Origin of the sequence: Paenibacillus sp. OSY-SE (assembly GCF_000283315.1) — a bacterium.
Lineage (GTDB): Bacteria > Bacillota > Bacilli > Paenibacillales > Paenibacillaceae > Paenibacillus_B > Paenibacillus_B profundus.
Window position 1 is genome coordinate 1 of sequence record NZ_ALKF01000088.1, and the last position, 228, is coordinate 228.

The 228-nt window shown below is 25.0% G+C and carries 1 pseudogene; it reads right to left on the reverse strand.

The features are described 5' to 3' along the window. Positions 1–228 (reverse strand): annotated as a pseudogene (locus A372_RS32745) (MerR family transcriptional regulator); the annotation flags it as partial.

Sequence of the window (228 nt, forward strand, 5' to 3'; positions counted from 1 at the left end):
CTTAAAAAGTATCTGTCTTTAAATGTTTGAATATTAAATCCATTGTTCATAAGTTCATCTTCAGATGAATGGATAGCTGTCTTTAATATTTCTATTTGTTTATTAAGTTGCTCTAATTTCTTGATTTCTTTATGAATTTCTTCATTTTTCTGTTCCAAGTAAAATTTAAGGTAATTAGTATCGGCTTTAGCAAATAAAGCTTTAATTTCTTTGACACTTACATTACTT